Source organism: Acidobacteriota bacterium (assembly GCA_026393675.1).
In the GTDB taxonomy this organism is placed as follows: domain Bacteria; phylum Acidobacteriota; class Vicinamibacteria; order Vicinamibacterales; family JAKQTR01; genus JBAXOX01.
Map to the genome: position 1 here is coordinate 110,650 of JAPKZQ010000040.1, position 17,194 is coordinate 127,843.

General features: G+C 65.2%; 10 protein-coding genes. 6 read left to right on the top strand and 4 right to left on the bottom strand.

Going from position 1 to position 17,194, the window contains the following annotated elements; genetic code table 11:
- The first annotated feature begins 149 nt into the window (after nt 1-149).
- The 5 genes from NT151_09950 to NT151_09970 all read left to right on the top strand — a co-directional run bounded on the left by NT151_09950 (nt 150) and on the right by NT151_09970 (nt 11,750).
- Nucleotides 150-2,210, top strand: a complete 2,061-nt coding sequence (locus NT151_09950; protein MCX6539236.1) for a hypothetical protein — start codon at nt 150-152, stop codon at nt 2,208-2,210.
- A complete protein-coding gene (locus NT151_09955; GenBank protein MCX6539237.1) occupies nt 2,211-8,339 on the top strand; it encodes a hypothetical protein in 6,129 nt (2,042 codons plus the stop codon).
- Nucleotides 8,340-8,571: 232 nt separating this feature from the next.
- Entirely contained in the window at nt 8,572-10,257 is a 1,686-nt protein-coding gene (locus NT151_09960; GenBank protein MCX6539238.1) for a recombinase family protein, read from the top strand.
- A gap of 314 nt (nt 10,258-10,571) precedes the next feature.
- A complete protein-coding gene (locus NT151_09965) occupies nt 10,572-11,363 on the top strand; it encodes an Ig-like domain-containing protein (GenBank protein ID MCX6539239.1) in 792 nt (263 codons plus the stop codon).
- 51 nt (nt 11,364-11,414) lie between these two features.
- Nucleotides 11,415-11,750 carry a hypothetical protein gene (locus NT151_09970; protein MCX6539240.1) on the top strand — a complete coding sequence of 112 codons (336 nt, stop codon included), beginning with the start codon at nt 11,415-11,417 and terminating at the stop codon, nt 11,748-11,750.
- 52 nt (nt 11,751-11,802) lie between these two features.
- Here NT151_09970 and NT151_09975 read toward each other — a convergent pair whose 3' ends face one another.
- The 4 genes from NT151_09975 to NT151_09990 form a co-directional block, all read right to left on the bottom strand.
- A complete protein-coding gene (locus NT151_09975; GenBank protein MCX6539241.1) occupies nt 11,803-12,441 on the bottom strand; it encodes a hypothetical protein in 639 nt (212 codons plus the stop codon).
- 139 nt (nt 12,442-12,580) lie between these two features.
- Nucleotides 12,581-12,946, bottom strand: a complete 366-nt coding sequence (locus NT151_09980; protein MCX6539242.1) for a response regulator transcription factor — start codon at nt 12,944-12,946, stop codon at nt 12,581-12,583.
- A gap of 408 nt (nt 12,947-13,354) precedes the next feature.
- Nucleotides 13,355-14,551, bottom strand: coding sequence for a 23S rRNA (uracil(1939)-C(5))-methyltransferase RlmD (rlmD, locus tag NT151_09985; GenBank protein ID MCX6539243.1), 1,197 nt, complete (start codon nt 14,549-14,551; stop codon nt 13,355-13,357).
- A 25-nt stretch (nt 14,552-14,576) separates the two neighbouring features.
- Nucleotides 14,577-15,206: a hypothetical protein gene (locus NT151_09990; protein MCX6539244.1), complete on the bottom strand. Its 630-nt coding sequence runs from the start codon at nt 15,204-15,206 to the stop codon at nt 14,577-14,579.
- Between the two features lie 297 nt (nt 15,207-15,503).
- Here NT151_09990 and NT151_09995 point away from each other — a divergent pair, with 297 nt between their 5' ends.
- Nucleotides 15,504-17,045 (top strand): NEW3 domain-containing protein, encoded by a 1,542-nt coding sequence (locus NT151_09995; protein MCX6539245.1) that lies wholly within the window; start codon nt 15,504-15,506, stop codon nt 17,043-17,045.
- Nucleotides 17,046-17,194: the final 149 nt, after the last annotated feature.

Genomic DNA, 17,194 nt, shown 5'->3' on the forward strand with positions numbered 1-17,194 from the left:
AGCCACGGGACCGGACGCCCTCCCCGACGTGGCGGGAACGCCCCCCAGCCTGCCGGCAGCCACAGAGACGCCGACGAACACGGAACCCGAGACGAGTGCAGCGACCGCCCCGCGGGTGCTGTTCGGAACGTAGGTCGAAAGGAACCGAGATGCCCACCGTACGATCGTACCAACGACAAGTCGGACTGGCCCCTCTCCCCGGCGCGCGGCTCACAGCCGCCGAGACGCCGGAGTCGGAAGGCGCCGGCGTGGCACTCGCGAAGGGCAAACTCGACGTGGCCACCGCGCAGGGCGCAGAGGTCAAGGCGCTCGGTCAGGCGCAGACGTTCGGCGCGATCGCGGGCGTCGCGGGCAAGGTGGCGAACATTGGCGCGTCGGTCTACGCGGACATCGTCGCGAAGGCGCGGAAGGAGGCGAACGAGACCGCGCTGCTCGGGGCGAAGAACCAGCTCGACGCCTGGAAAAGCGCGGCGCTCTATGACGAACAGAAGGGCGCTCTCAGGGTCAAGGGAGCGGATGCGCTCGGGCTCCACGAGAAGGTCATGTCGGCCTTCAACCAAACCGCGGACGCAATCGGCGGGAAACTCACGCCCGAACAGCGGCCCTACTTTGAGAACCTCCGATCGCAGGAGTGGAGCCGAATTGACCTTGAGGTCCAGCAGCACGCCGAGAGAGAGACCGAGTTAGTCAAGACGGGCGAGGTCGCCACCTTCCAAACGAACCGCGTGATCGAGGCGGTCCACTACGCGGCGAACCCCAAGGTCTTCCGGGCAAGCCTCGACGCGGGGCTCGCGTCCGTCGACGCCAACGCGTCGCTCTTTCGCATGGGACCGGAACAGGTCGCGGCGAGGAAGTTGGAGATGACCACGGCGGCACACATCGGGGCGATTCACAATCTCGTCGCGCAGGACCAGGACTCGTTGGCCGCAACTTGGTTCACGGCAGCGAAGGACGAGATCGCTCCCGACAAGTGGGACGAACTCCAAACGAAGATCACCGAGGCCACCACAACGCAGACGGCGCAGCGAGAGTCTGACCGGATCATCGCCTCTGATCTAGATATCGACGGGCAGCGCGCCGAAGCGAAGAAGCTCGACGGCAAGGTGCGCGATATGACGCTGCAGTACGTCGAGCACGACTGGAACGTCAAAAAGACCAAGGAACACGACCAGGCCGCAGCGCAGAGCTTGGACGCCTACAACGCGCTAGAGGCGTCGGGGTGGAATCTCCGCGTTGCCCATCATCTCCCCTACTGGACCCAACTCGATCCAGGCGTGCGGAACATGCTGGAGGAGAAAGCGGCTCGCAAGGCGAAGGGCGAGACCACCCAAACAGACCGCCGCACGTACGACGCCCTGATGAATCTGGCGGACAACAACCCTGACGGCTTCATTAGGGAAGACCTGTTGAAGTACCGTCTCGACGAAACCGACTACAAGCACCTGGCGTCGATCCGCTCCTCAATTAAGGCCGGCAACCGGCAGGCGGCCGACAAAGAACTGACGCCCTTCCTCACGCGGCAGGAAGTCGTCGACGCTACCCTGAGGCAATTCGGCGTCAACCCTAAAGCCAAAGAAGACACGCCGGAGGCGAAGGCCATCGCGCAGCTTCACCTCATGGTGGACCGGCGCGTCTCGGCTATGCAGACTCCCGCGGTGGACAAGGCCACTGGTGCGGCGCTTCCGGGCAAGAAGGCCAGCAACCAGGACATCCAGTCGATCGTGGACAACATCCTCTCCCAGAAGGCCACGGTTCCGGGTTCGTGGTGGGGGATCTTCGGTAGCGCGACAAGACCGCTGCTCGACGTGTCCATCGGCGACATTACGCCAGACGAGAAGAAGGCGCTCTCTGACGCGCTGGTCGCGAGGGGCAAGAGGCCCAGCGACGCGGCCATTCTCGACTTCTATAAGGAGTTCAAGCAGCGCCACCCAAACGAACCGATCGTCGCTGCGCCGCTACCGAAAGTGCCGGCCCCGAAGGCGGCGCCTGCGCCCACGACGACACAGGCGCCTGGTGGTGGAGCTATTGACTGGCTGAAGGGGACCGCGAAGGACGCGGCCGGCGCTGTGGTTGGTGCCGGTCAAGCGGCATGGGAGGGCATCGACGCCGGCGACCGTGTGGCCGCCGCGGCCGTCAAGAAGAACGCCGAGAGGAAAGCTGCTGAGGACAAGAAGAAAGCCGAAGCGAAGAAGTCCGGGGGGAAACAGTAGATGGCGATCAACCTCTACGACGCAACCCTCGAAGCTCTGGACGACCAAGAGCCGTCGCCACCAAAGAATCTCTTGCAGCAGACCCTCGATGAGATCACCGCTGACCACTCTCGGTCCTTGCGGGTCGCGACGATGCAGGCACGCGACACCACGCCAGATCGCGCAGTCCAGGTGCGACAGCTCTCCGGCACGTTAGGACTCCCACAAGACGTCGTCGAGCGGAACTTCGACTCGCTCTCGAAGCGGGCCGTTGTGGAGACCACGCCGTACGACGCGATGCTCCAGCAGACTCCGAAGCTGGCCGAGTGGGCATCCGATCCTCACAACGCGGCGATCGCCAAAGACGACATGGAGCGCCTCGGGTTCCTGGAGTGGATTGTCAAAGCGCCATCGGCCGCCTACGCGAAGACCACTCTTGAGAGCCGCGCGGCGCAGCTCCGCACACGGGAACTTCTCGGTGAGCCACTGACGCAACAGCAGTACTTCGAGATGGAGGAACTACAGAAGGCGGCACAGCAGATTGGCGCCGCGGGAGCGGGGGATTCGTGGTTCAAGGGAGCCGTCACAGGCGCGGGCAATCTCCTGGCGAACTTCGTCGAGGGTATGGTCACTGCGGCGCCAGAGGTGGCGATCGGCACCGGCGTCGGTGCGGTCGTCGGTGGCGTCGGTGGCGGGCTTGCGACCGGTGGTGCAGGTATCCTCCCCGGTCTTCGTGCCGGCGCCGCGCTCGGCGCCCGCGTGGGCGGGTTGGTCGGCGGCGCGAAGTACACCTTCCAGATCGAGGCGGGCAACGCCTACGACGAATACCGCACCTTCAAGGACGAGCTCGGTCGTCCGCTCGATCGCGAGACGGCTCGGGCCGCCGCGTTTGCTGCGGGCTCCATCAATGCCGTGCTCGAAGTGGGCGGCATCGAAATGTTCCTCCGAACCATCCCGGGCATCAAGGATCTCGGCAAGAAGGGCGTCCGCGAAGTGGTCAAAAGCGCGCTCCGGAATCCGACGATCCGCGCGCAGCTTGTGGCGGTCGCGAAGGACTACGGCAAGACGCTGACTGGCGAGTCGTTCATTGAAGCCGCTCAGCGTTACTCGACCATCCTGAGCGGGGAATTTGGCAAGGTGGCCGCCGGGCCGAACATTCCCCTCCGCACGCCTGGCGACATCGCCGGCGACGTGGCGCGCGAATTCGGCGGCGCCCTGCAGTCCTTCTCGCTCGGCCTGGCCATCATGCCGACGGTGGGTCTCGTGCACGACGCGCAGCGCGCGGTGCGAGCCACCCAAAACGAACACTTCTTCGCGGCACTCGGTGAGGGCGTGTCGCAGTCGAAGACGGTCCAGCGGATGCCCGAGGCCGCGCAGGCGTTCCTCGCGCAGGCGACGAAGGACGGCCCCGTCGAGACGCTGTACGCGCCCGTGGACACGTTCACGACCTACTGGCAGTCGAAGGGGTTGGACCCTGCGATCGTCGCGCAGGAGCTGACTGGCAAGGCCGATGCTCTTGAAGTCGCGCAGCGCACGGGTGAGGACCTGGCCATCCCCACCGCCGCGTATGCGGTGAAGGTGGCCGGCACTGAGCACAATGCGTTCTTCGCGCAGGAACTGCGGCTCGCTCCAGACGAGATGAACGCTCGTGAGGCGACAGCGTTCCGAGAGACCCTCACGCGGCAGATGGACGAGGCCAAACAGCGCCAGGCTGAAGGGGTCCAGGTGGCGGCGCCGTCCCAGACTGCGCCGATCCACGTGGCGATTCTTCAGCAACTCGAACAGGCCGGCGTGCCGAGCGAGACGGCGACCAACTACGCGACGCTGGTGGAGTCGGCGATCGGCACGATGGCCGAGCGGGCCGGCGTCAATCCGGTGGCGCTCTATAACCGGTATCGGCTTCGGGTGCAGCGTCCCGATCTGCAATCTGCTTCAGTGAACGAGACCGCCCCGGCAGTGGTCAGGCCCGCCGTTGTCGGCGACGCCGGCGCGGCTGCGACACCTCTCGTGGCTGCGCCGGCGTCCTCTCGGACCGCACCGGCCGTCTCAGGCATGGCGGTCGCGCAACCCACTACTCGTCTCGCGCCGGCGTCGGACGCTTCGCGGGCGCACCAGCCTGCCAGCGGGCAGGCGCGATCGGTCGTCGATGGCCTCCTCACACTATCGCAGGACCGCCGCGGCTCGATCACCTTCGGACCCGACCGCCAGGCGACCATCACGCTGCTCGAGCGGGCCGACCTCAGTTCGTTCCTCCACGAGGGTGGTCACTTCTTCCTCGAAGTCTTCAGCGATCTGGCCGACCAACTGCGCGCGCTCGACCCTGCCACGCTCACGGCCGAACAGCGCCAGCAGCTCGCCGACTACGACGCCACGCTGAAGTTTCTGGGTATTGAGAACCGAGCTGGCCTGAGCACCGACCAGCATGAGACGTTCGCTCGCGCGTTCGAATCCTACCTGATGGAAGGCAAGGCGCCGAGTGTCGCGCTCCGTTCCACGTTTGCCCGGTTCCGCGCTTGGCTCATCGGGATCTACCGGACGCTGGCCGGGTTGGGCGTGAAACTGTCCGACGACGTACGCGGCGTGTTCGACCGGATACTGACGAGCGACCAGGCCATTGCCGAAGCGGAGGCCGCCGGCAAGGTCGAGGCGATGTTCACGACGCCCGAGAGCGCCGGCATGGACGCCGCGACGTTCGGCCTCTACTCACAGACCGTCGCCGATGCCTCCCGGATCGCCCGCGAAACGCTCGAACGCCAGGCGCTGACCGAAGTCCAGCGCGAGCAGACCGACCAGTGGAAGGCGCAGCGCGCCGAGATTGAACAGGCGGTCACGACGGAAGTCCACCAGGAACCGGTCTACGCGGCCCTGTGGGCGATTCGGAAGGGGACGCGTCCGGATGGTTCCGCGCTCGTCGAAGGCCAGCCAGCCGAGCCGCTACATCTGTCCCGCGCGATTCTGGTGGAACGCTACGGCGAAGCGCGGCTGAAGAGGCTGCCGCCGTTCACCTACGCCAAGGAGGGCGGGCTCGACCCCGACGTCGTCGCGGGGCAATTCGGGTTCTCGTCGGGCGACGAGATGCTGACGGCCATCAGCCAGGCGCCGGCGATGTCGAAGGCGATCGGGCAGGAGGCGAACCGGAGAATGTTGCAGCAGCATGGGTCGCTCCTCCTGGATGGCAGCCTCCACGAGAAAGCGCAAGCGGCCGTCGCGAACGAGTCACGCGAGCAGGTCGTCCGGCAGGAACTTCGCGCGCTGGCAAAACTGAAACGCATCGCCACGCCCTTTGAGCGCGCCGGCAAAGCGGCTGTTGCTGACGCCGAGACGGCACGCGCCTATGAACGCCGCTGGTTCGAAGCCGAAGCCAAACTCCGGATCGCCATCGCCGAGGGACGCAAGCAGACGGAGATCGACGAGCTGCAGGACGAGCTGCAGGCGGCTCGTGAGAAGACCCAGAGCGGACCGTCCGTCATCGATGCCGCGATTCCCCGTGCCGCCGACCTGCGGCAGATGGCAGTCGACCGGATCGCCCGCACGCGGATCCGCGACATCAATCCACAGGCCTTCTGGTCGGCCTCGCGGCGTTCTGCGCAGCTCGCGATCGACGCCGCGGCCAGACAGGACTTCGACGCGGCGATCGTCGCGAAGCAGCAGGAGTTACTGACGCTCGCGCTCTACCGCGAAGCGATGCGCGTCAAAGAAGACGTCCAAAAGCGGGTCGGGCGCGCGAAGGACCTGGCAAAGCCGGCTGCCCGAGAACGGCTGGGCAAGGCCGGCGAGTCGTATCTTGACCAGGTCGACGGGATTCTCGACCGCTACGAATTCGCGCCAGTGTCGAGAACGGCACTCGACCGCCGGGCTTCGCTGCGGAAGTGGGTCGCGGCGCAGGAGGCTGACGGGATCCCGGTGGATCTGCCCGAGCAACTGCTCGAGGAAACGCGACGCGTCAACTGGCAGGAACTCACCGTCGAGGAACTCGTCGGCGTTACCGACGGGCTGCAACAAATCATGCACCTGGCTCGCCTGAAGAACCGACTTCTGAAACTCCAACAGGGCCGCGCGCTCGACACCGCCGCCACCGCGATCGATCAGTCCATCCGTGCCAACACGCCAGCCAAGGCCCTCCCGTTGGAGTTTGGCCCGCGCGAAGAGCGTCGACGCTCGATTGCGGATGTGTTCGCGAGCCTCGCCAAGATTTCCCTGCTCTCACGTGCGCTCGACGGTTACAAGGACGGCGGAGAGATGTGGTCGTCGTTCGTAATGCCCCTCAACCAGGCGGCCGACTGGGAACAAACGCGCAAGGGGAAGGCCGGCGAAGCGTACTGGGCCATCCTGCGATCGCACTACGCGCCGATGGAGTATGCGCACTTCGGGCGGAAGACCTTCATCCGAGCCATCAACGCCAGTCTGACCACGGAAGCCCGGCTCGCGGTCGCCCTGAACTGGGGCAACCAGACGAGTCGTGACCGCATCCTCTCCGATCCGAGCCGGCGCTGGACCGAGCCGCAAGTCGAAGCGATTCTCGACACGCTCGACGAACGTGACTGGCGATTTGTGCAAGCGACGTGGGATTTCCTCGACACGTTCTGGCCTGAGATTGCGGCCAAACAGGAGCGCGTCACTGGAGTGGCTCCCGAGAAAGTGGCTGCGGAGCCGGTCTCAACGAAGTTCGGGGTAATGCCCGGCGGCTACTACCCGCTGGCGTACGACGCTCGGCTCTCGCCTCGCGCCGCGCGACTCGCCGAAGCCGAAACGGGAAAGACCTTACTCCAAGCGGCGTACGTGAGTAGCACCACGAGGCGCGGCCACGTCGAGACGCGCGTCTCACATCTCGAACGCCCGGTCCGACTGGATCTGGGCGTGGCGTTCGGCCACCTCGACCAGGTCATTCACGATCTGGCCTACCACGAGACCCTAATCGACCTCTCCCGACTCCTTCGCGACAAGCGCGTCGCTGAGGCGATTTACGAGACGCGCGGCGACGCGGTCTATCACCAGTTTACCGAGATGCTCAAGGACGCGGCCACTGGGACGGCACCAGCCACGAATCGCATGGACAAGGCCGCGAACTGGATGCGCACGGGCACGCAGATCAGCCTGCTCGGGTTCAATTTCTGGACGGCCCTGCAGCAACCGCTCGGGATGTTCAACGGCATGGCGCGTGTCGGCCCGGTCTGGGTGATGCGCGGGCTCGGCCGGTGGCTGCGCGACGCGGCGCACATGGAAGCGACGACGACTTGGATCGCGGAGGTGTCGCCGCTCATGCGCGACCGCGTGACGAACGCCACGCAGGACATCAGCGAGCTCCGCTCCGCGCTCCGGCAACCAGGCGGCTGGTTCGATGCGCTCGTGCGCGAGGTCTCGCGGGGCCGGATGTCCACGGCGCAACTCGCGGACGTCTACCTCTGGCACATCGGCATGGCGCAGCGCGTCGCCGACGTGCCGACGTGGCTCGGGCAGTACATGAAAGCGATGGCCGAGCCGACGGAGGGCCTGACCACGCCGGCCGAGCACGAGGCCCGCGCGATCGCGCTCGCCGACCAGGTGGTGCGGGACTTCCAGGGCACCTGGCAGGTTCAGGATCTGGCGCATGTCCAGCGCGGCGGGCCAGTGGCGCGGCTGTTTATGGTGTTCTATTCGTACGGCAACGTCGTCTTCAACAGCACCGCCGAGATCGTGGGGCGTACGAACTTCCGTAAACCCGGCGACGTCGCCTCGATGCTCGGCGGGCTCTCGCTGCTCTATCTGATGCCCGCGATGGCGACGGTCGCGCTGGGGCAACTGGTCGGCCGGAAGCCGCCCTCAGACGAACCCGACAAGTGGGTGAAACAGATCGCGCAAGAGTCGATCGGCACCGCCATGAACAGCGTGGTGTTCCTCCGCGAACTCGGCCAACTCGCGCAGGACGGCACGCGTGGGTACGCGGGCCCGGCCGGGATGCGGATGATCCAGGCGGTCTACGGACTCGGTCAGCAAGTGAAGCAGGGCGAATTCGACGAGGGCCTGTGGAAGGCGGTGAACAGCACCGCCGGGATCCTGTTCAGGTATCCCGCGTTGCAGGTTCAGCGGAGCATCGATGGCGTCGTGGCCTTGTCGGAAGGCACGACCAGCAACCCGATGGCGCTGGTCTCGGGGAAGCCGCTGAAGAAGTAGGACCCGCGCCTCTCGTGGGCGCAAAGAGCGCATCAGAAACACCGAGTCTGAAGATTACCCGTGTCGAGCCAAACCGCCGTATCATCGTGCGCGCAACCGCCGGATCTCGCCGAGGTCCTGACGGAAGCGCTCGCCCGCGCGCTTGTGTCGCGGTACCGGCGAACGCACGACATCGGCAACCCTCCACGCGCGCAGCGAGACCGAGCGCTGCAGGCGCCGCCAACGGAGAGCCATGATCGGGGCCATCTACGCCCGGAAGAGCACTGAGCAGGCCGGCGTCGCCGACGAGCAGAAGTCGGTCACGCGCCAGGTCGAACGAGCCCGCGCCTACGCGCACCGAAAAGGTTGGACCGTCGCCGACGCCTGTGTGTTCGTCGACGATGGGATCAGCGGCGCCGAATTCGCGGGCCGTCCTGGGTTCCTTCGGTTGATGAACGCGCTCAAGCCGCGGTCGCCCTTCCAGATCCTCATCATGTCGGAGGAGTCGCGCCTCGGGCGCGAAGCGATCGAAACCGCGTACGCCCTGAAGCAGATCATCAGCGCCGGCGTGCGCGTGTTCTTCTACCTCGAAGACCGGGAACGCACGCTCGACACGCCCACCGACAAGATTATGTTGAGCCTCACCGCGTTCGCAGACGAGCTCGAGCGCGAGAAGGCGCGACAGCGGACCTACGACGCGATGGCACGGAAGGCTCAGGCGGGCCACGTCACGGGCGGTCGGGTGTTCGGTTACGACAACGTCCCGGTGATGCTGCCAGGGGCGGACGGGCAATCGTGCAAATCGCACGTCGAGCGCCGCGTCAACGAGGCGGAGGCGGGCATCATCCGCCGGATCTTCGAGCTCGCCGCGGCCGGCTACGGGAAGAAGCGGATCGCGAAGACTCTCAACGACGAAGGGGCGCCGTGCCCGCGCGCCCAACAGGGCCGGCCCACCTCCTGGTCGCCGTCGTCGGTGTTCGAAGCCCTGGCCCGTCCGCTCTACCGCGGCGAGATTGTCTGGAACGCGACGAAGAAGCGGGACCAGTGGGGCCGTCGGCACCAGGCGCCGCGACCAGAGGCCGAGTGGATGCGACTGCCGGCGGAACACCTGCGGATCATCGACGCCGCCCTGTGGCGTGCCGCACAGGGCCGTCTGACCGAGTCCCGAGACGCGTATCTCTCGAACACCGGCGGAAGCGCCTGGGGCCGGCCGGTAGGCCGCAAGCCGAAATACCTGCTGAGCGGGTTCGGCACGTGCTCCGCGTGCGGCGGTTCACTCTACGTCCGCAGTCGCCCTGACGGACCGCATCGGGCCTTCTCCTACGGCTGTTCGAGCTATCACCTGCGCGGTCGGACGGTCTGCGAGAACTGCTTCGAGATGCCGATGGAACTCGCCAACCGGACGGTGCTCGGCACGCTCCGCAACGAGCTGCTGCAGCCGGCCATCGCCCGGGCGGCCGTCGAGCGGGCACTCGCCTATCTGCGACCGTCAAGCGAGAACGGGAACCTTGACAACCTCCGGTCAGACCTGGCCGGGCTCGACGGTGAGCTTGGACGGCTGAGCGGGGCGATCGCAGCTGGCGGGGAATTGCCGACGTTGCTGTCAGCCATCCAGGAGCGCGAGCGACGGCGGGCGGCCGTGGCTACACGGCTGCACTTAGCGGAAGCCTGGTCGAAGACCACCAGCCTGGACGCCAAGCGCCTCGAGCGCGAGCTACTGAGCGAGCTGGCCGACTGGCGGGGCCTGTTGGCGGACGATGCGGAAGCGGCCCGCCCGGTGCTCCAGCAGCTCCTGGTCGGGCGCTTAGCATTTACCCCGCTCGAAGCCGGGCTCCATGCGCCCGTAGAGTTTCGGGGAAAGGCGTCGATCGGCGGGTTATTGGCCGGCGTGGTTGGGGTGCAAAAAGGGACGTGTCCCGGTGGGGACGCCACAAGATGACAAGACCGTCCAGTAGCCCCTCGGCCTTGGCTGGGGCCTCCCATGCTTCGCTAGTTCGCGTGTGGCGGGAGACTGGAGGGAGCTTTACAGAACCTTCGTCCGTGTCGGCGTTGTGGGTTCCTTCCACTCGCCGCCCAGCCGATCCAGGTCCTGCACGTCGATCTGTGTCGCTTGTGAAACACGGAATCGTCCTGCGCGTCGGCCGCGGGTGTCATCTATCGAGTATGATGCGAGTACTCATTTTTCCCCAGAAAGGTAGCCATGTCATGAGGCAGTCGTTTGCAATGCTCTCGGCTGCTGTGCTCGTGTTGGCGATGACGGCGTGTGGAGGCGGCGGCGGTGGTGGTGGTGGGACGCCCCCAACAACGCCTTCGGTTGTGGTCACATCCGTCACAATTAGTGGATCGACGGACATGCTGAAGGTGAGGGAATCGGTCACCTTTACCGCGACGGCAACTCATTCCGACGGCTCCAACGCGGCCGTCACTCAGTGGTCGACGGACGCGGTCAGCGTGATGACCGTGGACGCGGTAACAGGGTCGGCGACCGGCGTGGCAGCCGGCAAGGCTACGCTCATCGCCAGCCATGACGGTGTGGTAGGGACTCGGCTCATCCGAGTGGTTCCTGACTATCAGGGCACGTGGTCAGGTTCTTACCGCGTTTCATCGTGCAGCGATACGGGAGATTACACGACGTTTGGGTGGTGCAACACAGTACGTGGGCAAGTGCTACCCCTCACGCTCTCGCTCAGTCAGACCCGCGACACGGTCAGCGGCACCATCACCATCTATGAATACACCGGCGCTACGTCGGGGCCGATAGCCGACAACGGCGTGATCACTCTGTCGGGCACGGCGGTGAACGGCAACGCGAGCATGACGATCACGAAGTGGAGCACAACCGCGGCTTCGCCGGGATTAATGACGGGATCGTTCTCAATCCGCAACACTTCGACCGACCTAAGCGGCAGTGCGGAGATGAATTGCGACATTACGACGATGCAGAAATCTGCGATGGATCCCGGGGTCGGCCTCGACTCGCCCCGGTGGGGTAGCTCGGTCCTGTCGATTGGCGATGCCCTCCGTGCGATGGGTGTGAGAAGGTAGACGGTCGGGAGACCACGTAGGAGGGCCGAGGTCAGACGAACGGGAGACCGGGTGAACATCCGCCGCATCGCCAAGCTGGATTCGCTGAAGAATGGCACCATCATCGGCGCCTGCGTGGGAGCAGTCTTCGGGGCAGTAGCGCTAGGCCTTGAGCAGCCAGTCGACAGCGCCGGGAAGAAGATCGGTTTTGTGCCCGACACCGTCGGGAAGAAGATCGGCGTGATGGCCGGGGTAATCGCCATGTACGCGGGAATCGGCGCGCTGATCGACTATGCCATCAAAGGCCGCGAGACGGTGTACGAGCGGCCGGTGGGGGTTCCCAGCGTGCATCTCTCACCCATCGTCGCGCCGCACAGCGTCGGCGTTGCCGGGACGATCGCGTGGTAAAGACGTCGGCATCGTCGTGTTCACGGAAGAGGTCCCTGCGGCCCTTACAGCGCTACTTGCCCTGCAAGAGCGTCACACCTTGATCGAGCAGGCCTTTGACCTTCGCGAAGTCCAAAACGTCGATGGATACCCGAGTGGCCCCAACGAAACCGGATGACATGAAACCCCGCTGGTCTCGCTTTTGTTGGTGGAAGCCGATGAGGAAGTCGCCCTTGGTAGCGAATTGGACCTCCGTGTACTCCTGTTTCTCAGTGTCTTTCCACCTCGCCGCAAGTTCGATCATGTGGGCGAGAGCCTTGGAAAGGCCCTCGACTTCTTCCAGATCCAGAAAACTGGTGTCGGGTCTTGAGAGTCGGCCCGCCTCCACGACTTCGATTCGGAGCCCTCGAGTCCGCCGTTCCTCGCGGCCAGGCTCAGTCGCGACAGTGGCGTCGAAGGTCATCCTTCCCACCCCCTCGCCAACAACGAACCAGCCGAGTTGGTAGAAATCCGCGACAACCAGTCTGCCCTTCGTTGCCAGGACGGCCTCCAGCCTCGTCTTCGGCAAGACGTCAGGAGCATTCAACTGCGTTGTGGCCTCTTGCCCATTGGTCCCGATCGTTGCGCTGGCCAACAGCACCGTAATCACGAGCGACCTTCTCATCACTGAATCCTCCCGGCGTTCTATCGTTACCCCGACCAGCAGGCGCATCGCCTTCGAGGGGACGGCGCGACTTGGGTGAACAGGTTGAGCGCAGACGGACTTGCCAGGGATACCTAACATCGTGCCCGTCGGAGTTGGCCGACTGTCGGTCCAGATCGGCGGAGGGCTGCGTTGAAACGGGCGCTCGTTACGGAACCGTCGGGTCTCTCGCCAGCATGTCGATGATGACGGTCTTCAGTTGGGCGAAGGGCGTGTCCTTGAGGATGTAGCCAGCCGCGCCGGCCGAGATGCAGCGCATCACGGTGTCGCTGTCGGCCTTGGCCGTCAGGACGACGATGCGAGCGTCCTGGAACTCCCGCCGCACTTCCCGCAACGCTTCCTCGCCCGACTTGTTCGGCATTTTCAAATCGAGGAGCATGAGGTCTGGGCGCTCCTTCCGGAATAGCCCCACGGCTTCGTATCCATCCCGGCCCTCTCCGACGACCTCGCAGTTGACCGACTCCACGAGGGCCTTCCACAGCGGGCGTATGTTATCGTCGTCGTCGACGACCACCACGCGGTTTTTTCGAGCTTCCACGGCCCATTCCCCTATCGGTAACGTGTCGGTGACGGTGGCTCCTGGTCGGGACCGCCCACTTCCTTATCGGTTGGTCTCCGGGGGGACACCAGACCTACCGGCGCAACTTCCTTGGTCGACGTCCGGGCGCTTGAGTTTCCACAGTCTCGAGCTGCCGGCCGACCAGGCCGCACGGGGTTGAGCGCCTTCTTCGCGCGGTTCCGAATCGCCGGCAGGTCGTGGCATGCGGCTGAGTCTACGCCAACTTGCCGCGATTCTAACCAACAACGCGCACGCCCGCACCTTGATCCCGATCGGGAGAAGTCTCCATCCTGCAGGATGTGACCGCCTTCACCGAGGTGACGGCGGTCCGCCGACGCGGCACGCGAAGGCGGAAGGCGGTTGCTACGGTTTCTTCCGAAGCACGACGACCGACTCGATGTGCGGCGTATGCGGGAGCATGTCGACGGGCTGGACGAGCGAGATGCCGTAGTTCCCACTCACGAGCGCCTTCAAGTCCACGGCCAGGGCTTCGGGGTTACAGGAGATGTAGACGATTCGGGGCGGGCGCAGCGACCGGACGATCCAGTCGAGCATCGGCGCCGCGCACCCCTGCCGGGGCGGATCGAGCACAACCGCATCAGGCGACGCCAGCACCAGGCGGCGGCTGGCGCCCGCCGCGATGTCTTCCACGCGGGCACGCACGAACCGGCACGACGCTTCGGAGATTCTGTTGAGCCGGCGGCTGGCCTCGCCATCCGCCACGGCCTCCGCGTTCTCCTCGACGGCAGTCACGCTGGCGCCGCGCTTCGCGAGTGCCAGCGAGAAGAGTCCCGCGCCAGCATAGAGATCCAGGATCCGATCGGCCCCGCGTGTGTGATCGAGCACCAGGTGCACCATGGCCGCGGCCGCACTCACGTTGGTCTGGAAACACGCCGTGGGAGAAACCAGGTACCCGAGCCCGGCGATCTCCTCTCGCACACGTTCGGCTCCGGCCAGTCGCCTCGTCGTCGTCCCGAAGAGAAAAGAACCGGGGCGATCATGGAGATTGAGATGCAGGCCAGTCGGCGCGAGCGGCCCGGCCAGGATGTCCCGGACGGCCGGTCGCAACGCGCGCGCGTTCTCGGTGACGACGAGCGTCGCCAGCAGTTCAGGTGCCGGCCCAGCCACCCGAATCACCAGGTGGCGAGCCACCCCATCTCTGAGATCTGGCGTCGTCGCTTCGACACCAGCCTTCCGCAGCGCATCCCGAACAGCGAACGCGAGTTGGTTGCCCGCCTCGGCGTGGACGGGACACTCCTCCACCGGCACGACGGACTGCGATCCCCGCCGGTAGTGTCCCATCACGAGGCCGCGTCCGCGTGCCCCGGTTGCGAATACGAAGTGCACGTTGTTGCGATAACCCCAGGGCGTCGACGCGCCGGGAACAACCGGCTGGACCGGCGGACAGCGCGCGCCGAGCGACGCGCGAAGCAACGTCCGCAGCGTGTCGGACTTCACCCGCAACTGTTCGTCGTACGGAATGTGCTGCCAGAGACATCCGCCGCAATCCTCATGATGGCGGCATCTGGGCTTTACGCGACGAGGGGAGGATTTCGACATGTACGGTTTGCGCCCGATCGGCTGGTCAGTCGCCACCGGCTCCCTTGAACTGGTCGCGCTCGTCTGCAAAGAGCACGTTGAAACTGGTGAGCGTGCCGTAGCACCCGGTGATGTAGCCCTGCAGCCGAATCTTCACGTCCTCGGGCAAGTCCATCGCGTTGACGTGCTGCTCGAAGGTGCGCAGACGGTTTCGAATCATCACGATCTTGTGGAAAAACGTCTCAATCGGCCATGACTTGTCCTGCAGCGATGCGTTACCAGGCTTGAGCACCATCGTTCCACCGCGCCATTTCTCGGCCGGCACCGCCGGGGTCAAACCGGACTCCTCGCGGATGACCCGGCGAAGCATCGTCTCGAGATCGGTCACACTCGTCTGCTCGGCCATGATCGCCTCCCCGACTCGTTCCCGCTCAGATACGGGCGGCAGCGGAATCCCCTCGTCGGCACTCGAACCTGCCGGAGCCACCCGCGGGGCTGCCGGGCTGCGCGCCACGTCGCCGGCCATCCCGCGCGAGTTGTGCTGGCTCCCGCAGTAGTCACACTGCACGCGCACGGGCCGGCCGGCCGCGTCGGCCACGATCACGGTATGAAGCCGATCGATCTTGCACGCCCGGCACAACTCCTCAACCGTGTCTCCGGCTCGGTACGTCCTCATGCCTGACTCCCCCGATCAGACTGTACATGAAAAGGGGTCGGGACGAATTATCAACACAGTCTCCAGACGATGACGGATTCGTCATCCGCACCAGTCACTTACAGTTCTCTAATCAGAATGAGACCTCGTCGATGATTCGTCCCGACCCCTTCTCCGGGTAAGGCATGACCCACACACGCATCAGCCGTGACCCACTGTCGAGGTACCCAGTGACGGGCGGCCAGCTGGATTGGCGCTCCAGGCAAGCCAGAAGGCCTGTGGGCATGTCCGGCATGAAACTTGATAGTCCTCGGTGCGATGTGCATCCGTCTTGCGCGCAAGGCCCTTCCCATCCTCGCGTTGGCGTTTCTGTGCTTGTCGCCCTCGCCGGCACGTCCCCAATCCGGATCGCCTCCAGTCTCCGATGAACAGCGCCGGTTCCTCGAGGTGCGGCGCCGCCAGATCGAATTGACCGCGGCGCGGGCAGAACTGAGGCGGGCGCAGGAGTTGTTCGCCGAGAAGTTGCTGGCTCAAACCGATCTCGACCGAGCCCGGGTGGCCGTGGACACCGCTCAGCTCAACTATCAAGAGTCGGTGCTGTCGTTGTTGGGCCAGCAGCCTCGACTCTCTGTGCGGTCGGCCGTCAGGAGTCAATCGCGCGACGGGCGCACGTTCGTGCGGCTCACGATCGAAAACCTGTCGCCGCGCTTCGACGACTCTCAGTTCACGCTGCTCAATAACTTCGAAGGTGCCGATCCGATCCCCGCGTCGCTCCGCACCCGCGACGTGCAGGACATCTTCGTGTCGTTGAAGGCGGCAGGCGAGACTGGCGTGAGCACACCGACGACCCCGCGCGGCACTACGATCGGGCTTCCCTACGAGACGCATATCCCAACCTTGAAGTACGGCGAGTCGCGGGCGCTCGACTTCCAGTTGCTGCGCGATGTCAACAGCGTGATCGTGGCGACCACCTACAAGGGCCAGGTTCAGGAGACGGATATCCAGCTCCAGCAGGCCGAGATGGCGGATGTCGTCAAGCTGACATCCACGCAGCTCTCGCAGGAAGCCGACCTCGGATCTCAGGTGACCTACGACCTGCGCCTCGAGCGCTCCACAGTGGACGTGCGCAGCTTCCAGTTGAAGGTCGTCAATCTGCCGCATCAGATCAGCTACAGCTTCGTGGACGCCAACCAGGCGCGGCTCTCTCAGATCAACTTCCCGTCAGGCGTGGCCCAGCAGACGTTGGGCCTTCGCCTGTTCCTCCCCGAACGCGCTGACGACCAGGTCCGCATCGACCAGCCGCTCGAGTTTTGGGCGCTCGTGATGGACGACGCGCAGGCGCTGCAGTTCCGGGCGGAACGCGCGTACTCGGCTGACGAGATTGAAGGCAGCCGGGCGGGGCGCGTGCGACTGGTCGCGACTCCGCGGGGTGCGGGAAAGATTGAAGTGTCGGCACCAAGCCTGTTTTCGGAGATTCAGCCGGGCGAGACGGTGACGGCGACCATCTCGTTGCGCAACACTGGCACGCGGCGGCTCGACAACGTGAAGCTGTCGGCCGAATACCCGCTGAACTGGCGGGCCGACGTGGTACCCGACAACGTGCCGGCACTCGACCTCAATCGCGAGACACAAGTGAAGCTCTCCGTGATCCCCCCGCCCGACGTCGCGGTGGGAGACTACGAGATCCGTATCAAGACGGAGAGTTATGCCTACAACCGGCGCGTGCCGTCCGAAGACAAGATCTACCGGGTCAGTGTCAAGGCCGGCACTAACCTGTGGGCCACGCTCGGATTGATCGGCCTGCTGCTGGCGTTGATCGTCGGCATCGTCGTGTTCGGTCTCAAGCTCACGCGCCGCTAACGGAGACAGCCTAGCAGCCCGTGGTGAAAGTCGATCGATAGGCATTGGATAAGTTCTGGGGGGATCGACACGATCGATCGCCTGTACTACACTGTCGCATATGGCGATGGGCACCCGCGAAGCTGAGCAACCGCCCCTGTGGATCGCGA

Bases quoted from the DNA above. Each gene is read 5' to 3' on its own strand.
- NT151_09950 (MCX6539236.1), top strand. From the start codon at position 150: ATGCCCACCGTACGATCGTACCAACGACAAGTCGGACTGGCCCCTCTC.
- NT151_09955 (MCX6539237.1), top strand. From the start codon at position 2,211: ATGGCGATCAACCTCTACGACGCAACCCTCGAAGCTCTGGACGACCAA.
- NT151_09960 (MCX6539238.1), top strand. From the start codon at position 8,572: ATGATCGGGGCCATCTACGCCCGGAAGAGCACTGAGCAGGCCGGCGTC.
- NT151_09965 (MCX6539239.1), top strand. From the start codon at position 10,572: ATGACGGCGTGTGGAGGCGGCGGCGGTGGTGGTGGTGGGACGCCCCCA.
- NT151_09975 (MCX6539241.1), bottom strand. From the start codon at position 12,441: ATGCGCCTGCTGGTCGGGGTAACGATAGAACGCCGGGAGGATTCAGTG.
- rlmD (MCX6539243.1), bottom strand. From the start codon at position 14,551: ATGTCGAAATCCTCCCCTCGTCGCGTAAAGCCCAGATGCCGCCATCAT.
- NT151_09990 (MCX6539244.1), bottom strand. From the start codon at position 15,206: ATGAGGACGTACCGAGCCGGAGACACGGTTGAGGAGTTGTGCCGGGCG.
- NT151_09995 (MCX6539245.1), top strand. From the start codon at position 15,504: ATGTGCATCCGTCTTGCGCGCAAGGCCCTTCCCATCCTCGCGTTGGCG.